The organism is Calyptranema fuscum S582 (assembly GCF_055793305.1).
In genome coordinates this window covers 1-9,775 of sequence record NZ_JBSLYH010000100.1, presented here as the reverse complement: position 1 = coordinate 9,775, position 9,775 = coordinate 1, and the positions used below count along the sequence as shown (strand labels likewise).

The 9,775-nt window shown below is 55.9% G+C and carries 2 protein-coding genes; both read right to left on the bottom strand.

What is annotated here, in order from left to right:
- Nucleotides 1-114: 114 nt before the first annotated feature.
- Nucleotides 115-8,619, bottom strand: coding sequence for a two-partner secretion domain-containing protein (locus tag ACR6Z4_RS31710; protein WP_479721317.1), 8,505 nt, complete (start codon nucleotides 8,617-8,619; stop codon nucleotides 115-117).
- 84 nt (nucleotides 8,620-8,703) lie between these two features.
- The coding region (locus tag ACR6Z4_RS31705) for a glycoside hydrolase family 38 C-terminal domain-containing protein (protein ID WP_479721316.1) at nucleotides 8,704-9,775 on the bottom strand (1,072 nt) is incomplete at its 5' end.

Genomic DNA, 9,775 nt, shown 5'->3' with positions numbered 1-9,775 from the left:
TCATCTGTCCTATGGCAACCGTTAGGACGGTTAAATCAGGAGGTTGTGTGAGAACCCGCGCTCCGCGCGGGTTCTCACACAACCGTTGTCTTAATCAATCCCTCGACAGCTAGATTAATCAGCAGCTTGAGAAACAGGTGTGCAACTGCGATCGCCCATCGCTGACGATACCGGCGTAACTTCAGTTGATTGAGCGGTGAGAATAATGTCGCCATTGGCGGCGATTGCCCAACCCTGAGCTTCTACAATCGAAGATGGGAATAGGGATGTTTGATCTAACACAGGTGCAGACGATGGTGCGATCGCAGTGTGAATCGCAGGCTGATCCGTAACGTCAACGTGACCACTAACGTCAGCCGCATCGTCATCCAAGGACACCAAATCAACCAATACCGAACTTCCTCGCATGGGTTCTAGGGGGCTGGGCGGCAACCCACCTCGACCCGTTACCACAAATGCACTGCGGTTACCGGATGCGGCGATCGCCGACCCCTGGCAGGTTTGGGCAATCTGGCTGGATGCATCAATAGCATCAGTGGGCAGGGCTGCTAAACCACGACTGGGGTCTACATCCGGGCGATTAATCGTCACCGTCCCTTGCAACCCAAAGCTAGATGACACATCAATATCATTAGTCTGATTACCAGGGATGGCAGGGCGTTGCTCAATATTAAAAATCCCCAGAGTGGTGATCGTAATTTGCCCCCCCGTACCTGCTTCGGCACGGGCAACGACATCACTACCATTGACCGCATTAGGATCTGCCAAACCAAACATAAACCCATCGGGCACCGCAATAAAAATGTTGCCCCCATCAGCGCTGCCCGTTGCTGTCGCCGAGATCAGGCTTTCGTGACTCAGCCACAACAGATCCAAATCATTCAGCCGAATCGTGGCACTTTCGCGACCGGGTTGACTGAGCCCGGTTTCTGCGGTCAGGCTACCGTTATCCAAACTAACGATATCCGCCGTGATCGACAGGCGTCCGGCTAATCCGGGGCTGCTCACCGTTACTGCCGCGCCATTCTCAACGGTCAACCCTGATGTTTCTAAATCCAGGTTTCCGGCAACTCCTCCGGCTTCACTCGCCGCAACCGATAAGCCTCCTCGCCCTCGCAGGTGAATCGCATCTGCCGCCCGAATATCTAAACTACCGGCCTGTCCGGTTTGAGTCGAGGCAGAAATTTCACCATTGGTGACCCATAACTGATCGAGACCCCGCAGGGTGACACTGCCACCCACTCCCGAATTCGTCGATGCTGTGATCCGCGACCCACCCGCCACGGTGATCGTTTGACTCCGCAGGCTGAGATTGCCGCCACTACCCCGACCACTTGCCGAGGCGGTAATGCGACTACGGTCATTCAACTCGATCGAGCTGGCTGGCTGGTCGCCTAAATTAAAGCTGACATTGCCACCCGAACCATTGATTGTCGAGGCGGAGATTTCGCTCTGGCCAACCAACTCCAGCGATCGCACCCGTGTTAGTCGAATATTGCCCCCGCTACCAGATTCGGTATTGGCAACCACACTGCCCTGAGTATTGAGCACAATATGGCGAGCATCCAGCGTCACGTTTCCAGCGCGTCCATCGGCTGTGCTGCTGACTGAAATGCTCGATCGCCCTTGCACGCTCAGGTGATCAACGGTCTCCAGATTAAGCGACCCTGCTTCACCGCCAGCATTGGCAGCCGCAGCCAGACGGCTACCCGTCTCTAGAGCCACCTGACCGCCTGACCGAGTGCGCAGGAATAAGCTACCGCCTGTGCCACTGTCTGTTGACGCAGAAATCACACTGCGATCGCTCAATTGCAATTGTTCAACTGCGCGCAGGCGGACATCACCCCCACTGCCCTGTTCCGTATCTGCCGTCAGACGTGCCCGATTGGATAGCCGTATCTCTCTGGCTGTAACATCAATATCTCCGGCAACACCGTCTTCTGTACTACTAACCGTCACCTGGGCAGCATCGGCGATCGCCAGATTATCCGCTGTTAGCCGAATCGATCCGGCAGTCCCCCCGGCTCTTGAGGCGACCGATAGCCCTGCCCGTTGCCCATTCGCCAGCGTTCCTTGCAGAAAGATCCGCTCAGCACTAACGGTCACGCTTCCGGCGACTCCATCTTGAGTCGATGCCGAAATCAGACTATCCAATACCCGCAGCCGCTCAGTTTGAATCTGAATATTGCCGGAGTCGGTGGTTGCACGTCCACCCGCTTCGGTCGTCGCCGTAATTTCAGCCTGGTTATTTAGCAAAATATCAGCCGCAGCGAGAAACAGATTTCCGGCATTGCCCGCGAGCGTGCTGCTGGCAGTAATGGTGGAACCGCCGCGCACAACCAACTGGTCGGCATGACGCAGGAACAAACTGCCCCCGTTACCCCCATCCGTGGCACGAACGCGGAAGAAACTATTGCCAAACAAGCCAACGTCGCCACCTGGCTGCGTGATGATGAACAGGTTACCGCCCTCGCCGCTTTCAGTCGATGCCGAAATCCCGCTGCCGTGGTTCAACGTCAGAGCATCCAGGTTCAAAAACCGAATATTGCCTCCGCGACCCGCCTCGGTTTCGGCAATTAACCGGGCGTGATGATCTAATATCACCTCACTGGCAGTGATGAGCAGAGTCCCTGCTCGCGCCGAACCGCGACTGCTGACCGAGACACTTGCACCCCGGTCAATCGTCACCTGGTCAGCCGTCAACTCAAAATCGCCTGCACGCCCCTGTCCCGTCGATTCTGCGGTGAGGCTGCCGTCCCCCGTAATGGTGATCGAACCGGGAGCTGTGACGATAAACTGTCCTCCCGCACCCGTGCCAGAGGTGGAGGTAGACGCCTGGGCATTCCCCGACAGATAGATGGCTAAGTCTGTGCCCCCGTTATAGGGATTGATCGTCAGAGTTCCGGCATCGGCAGCCCCTTCTGTTTGGGCAAATAAGCCCGTGATCGCATCTTCATCGCGGTTGTCGCGATCGCGATCGCTGCCCTGGAGATTCAAGCGATTGGCATTGACGGTAATGTCACCCCCTGCCCCAGCCGTATTGGTAGTTGAACGAGTCGTCGTGGACACACGAGTGCCATCGGCGATCGTCACGGTTGGAGCAGTCAAGGTTACATTACCAGCATCGCCGCTACCAGACGTTTCGGCGGAGAGTTCACCTGCGCCGCTGAGGGTAATAGCGCTGTCTGCGGTGACGGTGACATCTCCCCCAGCTCCTCGCCCCGATGTGGAGGCAGAAATTTGAGCACCGTCCTGAAAGTTCACCTGCAAATTGGCACTGCCATTCGTGTTTAAGCTCAGATTTCCAGCCGCTGCCGCCCCTCGGGTTTCGGCAAACAAGCCCGTTTCACTGCCCGTCAGATTGAGCGTATTGGCACGGATGATGATATCGCCACCCTGCGCCGCTGCTGTCGCCGTTTCTGTTGCCGTCGTCGTTACCCGCGCGCCATCATCCACAGTCACGCGATCGCTCGTAATCCGAATGGTTCCGGCTGCACCGCTGCCTGAGGTTTCCGCCGAAATCTGCCCCTGACCACTTAGAGTTACGGCAGTGTCAGCACTGATATTCAGATTGCCCCCGGCACCACTGCCAGAGGTAGACGTCGATGCCTGGGCGTTGCCAGAGAGATTCACCGTTAGTCGAGACCCATTGCCATAGGGACGCAGTCGCAAGGTTCCGGCATCACCAGCCCCCGTGGTTTGGGCAAATAGACCCGTGTGGGTGTCTTCGTCGATGGCATCGCCATCCAAATCTTGACCGCGCAGATTAACGACATTGGCATTGACGGTAATGTTGCCCCCAGCTCCGGCAGTGCTGGCGGTGGCACTGGTCGTTGTGGACACGCGAGTACCATTGGCGATCGTCACGGTTGGTGCAGACAAAACCACATTCCCAGCATCACCACGGCTGGAGGTTTCGGCAGAGAGTTCGCCTGCCCCACTGAGGGTAATCGCATTGTCAGCCGTGACACTGACATCCCCACCGGCTCCTCGCCCCGAGGTTGAGGCAGAAATCCGGGCACCGTCTTGAAAGTTCACCCGCAAATTAGCACTGCTCTGGGGGGTTAAGGTCAGGTTTCCAGCATCGGCAACCCCTCGGGTTTCAGCAAACAAGCCGGTTTCACTGCCCGCCAGGTTAAGGGTGTTGGCATGGACAATAATATCGCCACCCTGCGCTGCTGCTGTTGCCGTTGCCGTTGCCGTCGTGGTTACCCGAGCGTCATCATTCATATTCAACGTGTCGGTGGTGATGCGAATCGTCCCCGCTGCCCCACTGCCCGACGTTTCCGCTGAGAGCAAACCATTGCCGTGAATCGTCACCGACGTTGGTGCTGTCACCCGAAGGTTGCCCCCCGCCCCACTGCCCAGGGTCGCCGCCGAGATTTGCCCCCCCTCCACGTCGATATCCAGCGTGGTTCCTGTGCCATAGGGTTGCAGGGCGATCGCTCCAGCATCACCTGTACCCGTGGTTTCGACTGAAACTCTGCCACTATCTTGAACACTGAGCAACGGCGTGTTAATCGTAATGCTGCCCGCATCTCCAGACCCTTCGGTGCGCGCCAACAGCGCACTCTGCAACCCTTCATTGGGGTTGAGATCGGCAATATTGGTGGCTCCGGTTCCTTGATTTTGCAGCGAGGCATGCAGCGTGTAATTTTCTCCAGGACTCAAGTCATTGCCACTGAGCAAGCTGCCATTGCCAGCAAACGCATTAAATTCACCCACCCCCAGCACATAGGAACCCGGTGAAAGGATGTAGCTGATATAAGAATCGAGATAGCTGCTACTGCCGCTGTCGTTGCCAAAGTCGTCGTTACTAGCCAGCAATTCGCCCGTCGTGCGGTTGAACAAAAACAGCTCCGTGTCAATACTGCTGGGGTTACTGGCATTGGCATTGTCGATATCAAAAATCACCTGGCTATTGTCAGCCGCAATATCAAAGGCATAGTAGTCATACCCTGTGCCCACCGGATTTTGAAACACAAACGAGGTGCCCGTGCTGGTAGCGTTGCTGTAGATCTGATCGTTGGTGCGAAACAGGGTGGCATAGGGAATACCACCGGGGCCTGAGTTGTCGATTTCAGAATTGAACGTTCCCTGCAACACCAGATTTGCCAGATCGAATAGCGTCACCGTATCAAACGGCGAGGTGGTGGTGGTGGGATCGATGCCACTGCCGGAAATATGGACGCTACGGGTGGCATTGACCAGGATGTTGCCCGCATCACCACTGCTAAACGCCGTAGTCAGCAGTTGCCCCCCCGTCTCGACAATCAAATCGCTGACATTCACTTCGATCGTGCCGCCATTGTTATGGCTGCGAGTACGGGCACTGAGAAACGCGCGATCGCTCACCCGTAAGATTCCTGTGGGATTTGCTGCCGAGTTAATCCGGATATTTCCTCCCGTGCCACTGTCCGCCGTTTCCGAAGAGGTGAGTAATCCTGTAAATAGCCCAAAGGGACTGCTACCCGACAGATCAATCAGATCAGACACCGTAATTTGAATGTTTCCGGCATCACCAGGCCCCCGCGTCAATGCCTGCACTCTGGCACCCTGACTCAAAGACAGAGCCGCACCCGTCAGGGTAATGTCGCCCCCCGCTCCAGTCGCATTGCCTTCTACGGCTGTGCTGATTGTGCTGCGTTGTAAATTGATCGGAAAAACGCTGGGATTACCTGGGTCATAGGCATCCGTTGCCGTCACCGAAACATTGCCGCCAGCACCACTCCCCCGCACACTGGCATTCAAAAAAGCATTGTTTTGGAGCGAAACCGATCCGGCAGTGATCGTCAAATCGCCGCCATCTCCATCTGCCAGCGTTTCAACATTAATCAAACTGTTGTTGAGCGACACGGCACCACTGGCTTGCAGATTAATCGTGCCACCCGCTCCAGAACCATCGGTACTGGCATCTAAAAAGGCATTGCTGGTCAGGCTGATTTGATTGGCATTGATGATGGCAATGTTGCCCCCTGCGCCCGTCGCATTGGTGCACACCCCCGTCGGGCAAACCGCCGTCGTGACATTGCCACCATCCGATAACGCCACATCAGCCGCATTTAACGTAATATTTCCGCCTGCACCGGAGCCAGAATTGGTTGCACTGAGGGTAGAGTTACCGCTGATCGTCAACACTGGGACGCTGGCTGCCCCCAGACCTTCGATGCGAATGTCGCCACCTGACCCCGTGCCGGTGGTATCGGTCGAAAGCCGACTGTTATTGGCGATCGCCACACTGTTACTGGCTCGAACACTAATATCTCCGGCATTGGCAGACCCGTCAATAATGAAATTGGTGGTAGTGAGATTGCTATTGTCAATCACCACCGTCTGCGGAGCGGTAGGATCAAAGAGGGGAACGGTGGAATTAGAACCGATAAAAATCCGCCCAAAGTTGCCATTGGCAGACACATTGCTGCTATTGGTAATGGTGATCTGATTGCTGGCATCAATCAAAATATCTCCGGCAAACCCAGCCAGCGAATTGACCGCACTTACCCGCGCCTGATCCAACAAGACAGAATCTCCCGTCGATTCAATCCGAATCGTACTGAAGCTTGCTCCCGAATGATTGACATTGGGAAAGCCGTTACTAATGCTGTCACTGATGATCTGGCTATTGATTAAGTTAATCGCCCCGGTGGCATTGAGGCGAATATCGCCACCTACCCCATCCAGACTCGACGCCTGTAAGCGGTTGACCGTAATACCGCCAGCCGTTGCCGTCAGGTTAATGTTGCCACCGGGCCCTTGACCCGGCGTGGCGATCTGCAATTGCGTCCCGATCGCACTTCCCCACGATGCCGCATCCCCTGCCTGATACAGGGTACCACTGTCACCCAAGGCAAGATCATCCACCGTCAACGTCCATTGACCCTGCGGGTTTTGACCATTAAAAACGGCAAGTCCACCACTGCCCTGAGGTCGGTAGTTGCCGATAAAGGGAGCTGCGCCCTCGGTAATGCTCACCGGAGCGCCGTCATCAAACAGCGTGTCTTGAAAGTTGTCGCCGCTGCCCCCGACCGAGCTAAATAGATTCAAATCCGTGCCCGTAGGCGATCGCAACGACACACTCAGATCGCCATCCCAGGTATGGTCGGCAGAAAATCGCACATTCAGGTCGGCGATCGTGCCACCCAATGCGGGCACCGTAAACGTGAAGGTTGAAGTGCCACTGGTACCCGTCGGAGGAATAGCACCCCCCGCATCGATATCAATCAACGTCGTCGTTGCCGGAGACGTATCGATGCTGCCCAGGCTCAGACTGGCAGCCGTGATGGCAATATCGCGGCCACTGGTGCGAATCGTGTCGCCCGGGTCTTGCATGGTGAAGGCCCCCCCGGCATTGAACTGAATGCTGCCGGTACCCGGTTGAAAACTGAGCGTATTATCTGCCAGGTCTTGCAGGGTAATAGCATTGGTGGCTTCTAAAATAACGTTGGTATTCCCTGCCAGCCCTTCTAAAGCCACCTCGGAAATGGTAAACGTCGCCCCCGGATCAGCCGCAAAAATAGCCCCATCGCCTCCGATCTGACCATCATCGGCACCGCCGCCGCCATTGGCAATGATGATATTCGTCGGGTCTAACAATAAAGTACCAATCGTGCCATCCACACTACTGAGGTCAACGGTTCCGCGAAACACCAGGTCGTGCCGACCGGATACTTCTACAAACCCACCATCCCCTGTGGTAGTTCCGCCTCTCGCCTGAATGTTGCCGTAGAATTCGGTGGCATCGTCTGCCCAAACAATCACGCTGCCCCCGTCGCCATGGCTCAACGCATTGGCATTAATCGTCACATCTGGGGCAATATAAGTCCGTTGCGCAGTCGGCAACCTGCCCTGACCATAAGCATCACCTCCGAGAAAAACCTGCCCTCCTCCTCTGGCAGCAGATACATCGATCTGAGCCGCATCCAGCAAGGCAATGCGATCGCCTAAAAGTTGTACCGTTCCCTCCGGTGCCATCAACGATCCGGTACTCGTCACCGTTGCCCCATGAAGAGTCAGGGATTGGGTGGGACGCACGCTGAGATGGGCAGAATTGCTCAGATCGCCCTGGGCTGCACCATATTGCAAGCCGATGGGGACACTCACGCGTAATAGCGGTGGCGCTTGGGGATGAGTGGCGCTAAACTCACTACCACTGGGGAAGGTAAAGCTGTTGGCGGTGCTCGCCAGGAACGACCCCCGAATATCTAACCTTGCCTGGGGTCCAAAAATAATGCCGTTGGGGTTGAGCAAAAATAGATTGGCAGAACCGCGAACCCCCAGCACCCCATCGATATGAGACAGATGAGAACCCGTTACGCGACTGAGAATCGTGTCGATGCCCGTTGGATTGTCGAAGTACACCCGTTGTCCGGGGTTAACGTTAAAGTCGGTGAAGCTATGGAATAAGTTAACGCCACGAGTCGCACCGCCTTCGATCACAATGGCAGACTGACCCCGAACCGTTCCATTCCGTAGCACTTGCGAGCCTTCCGCACCCAGAGTCGCATCGGGGGTAATTTGTGCCTGTGCTGGCAGCATCTGACCCGCCAGCAGACCAGCGATCGCACTGGACATCACGCAGGTGCCCATCCACCCCTTGGGGTTGTTCTGAGACGGTAACATAGGGTCACTCCACTGATATCAAGACACACTGATGGCATTTGTCCAACACCCTACAAGATGGCACAGCTTTTGACCTCACGTATTTTATGAATTCTTCTCTGCCATTGTGCGGATGAGTCGGAAGGTAGCTATCCGCCAGGGAGGAATGACATACGATTGCTGAGAGTCTGACCAGGGCGCGATCGCCGGATCTGCCAGCTCCAACACATTCAAAGATTGGGCGATCGCCCAATCTGGCAGTCCATCCGACGGGATCTGGGGGGACAGGTGCGCTGTCTCTCCGTGGCATTCATAACAGCGCATTACCCACTGTTGCGGGTCATCTTCTGCCGGTTTGACTGCCATCAGCATCAGATTTTCAGCCGATATACCCAACAATTGCGCCAGCGGCGGTAAGGTTGCGGAAGCGGTGTGGGTAGCATCCATGCGATGCACAACTAACGGCTGGTTCAGTTCATACCCACGTCGTACCGTCTGGGCGGCTTGCCAACTGCCGCTGTGGGGATAGATGGCATAGGTAAACTGGTGCAAACCGCGATCGCAATCTGGATGGGGCCACATGGGGCTACGTAACAGCGTTAGTCTTAGTTGATTCGGTTGACTGTCATAGCCATACTTACAGTCGTTGAGCAGACTGACCCCATAATCGGCTTGACTCAGGTCTGCCCACTGTAATGCCGGAACTTCCCATTTTGCCTGGTCGTGCGGGTCGGTGGAATGGGTGGGACGGGCGATCGCCGCTGCTGCAATCTCATAGGTTGCCTGATCGGCGGTTACAGTCAGCGGAAACGCCGCTTTCACCATCACATGCCGTTCCTGCCAATCGACCTGCGTTTCAATCTTCAGCAGAGGCGCATTCGCATCCAAGACATAGTCCTGACGAAATTCCGATTGTCCGACCTGCCGAACGACTCGAATCCGCTGCTGAAGCCCATCCCAACGCGTCCACTGAATCGCCTTCAACTGCGCCGGGGGCAAAGGATGTTGAGCATAGTTGGGGTCAATATTCCAGGCATCCCAATATTGCCCTTGATCGTGAAATGCTTGCAGTTGATTGCCCGGAGCGCTGAGGACTTCTCGTTGCTGATGTTTATCGAAAAGGCTAGCGATCGCCCCAGTTGTGGCATCGATCGTGACGCGCAGGTGGGGGTTTTCG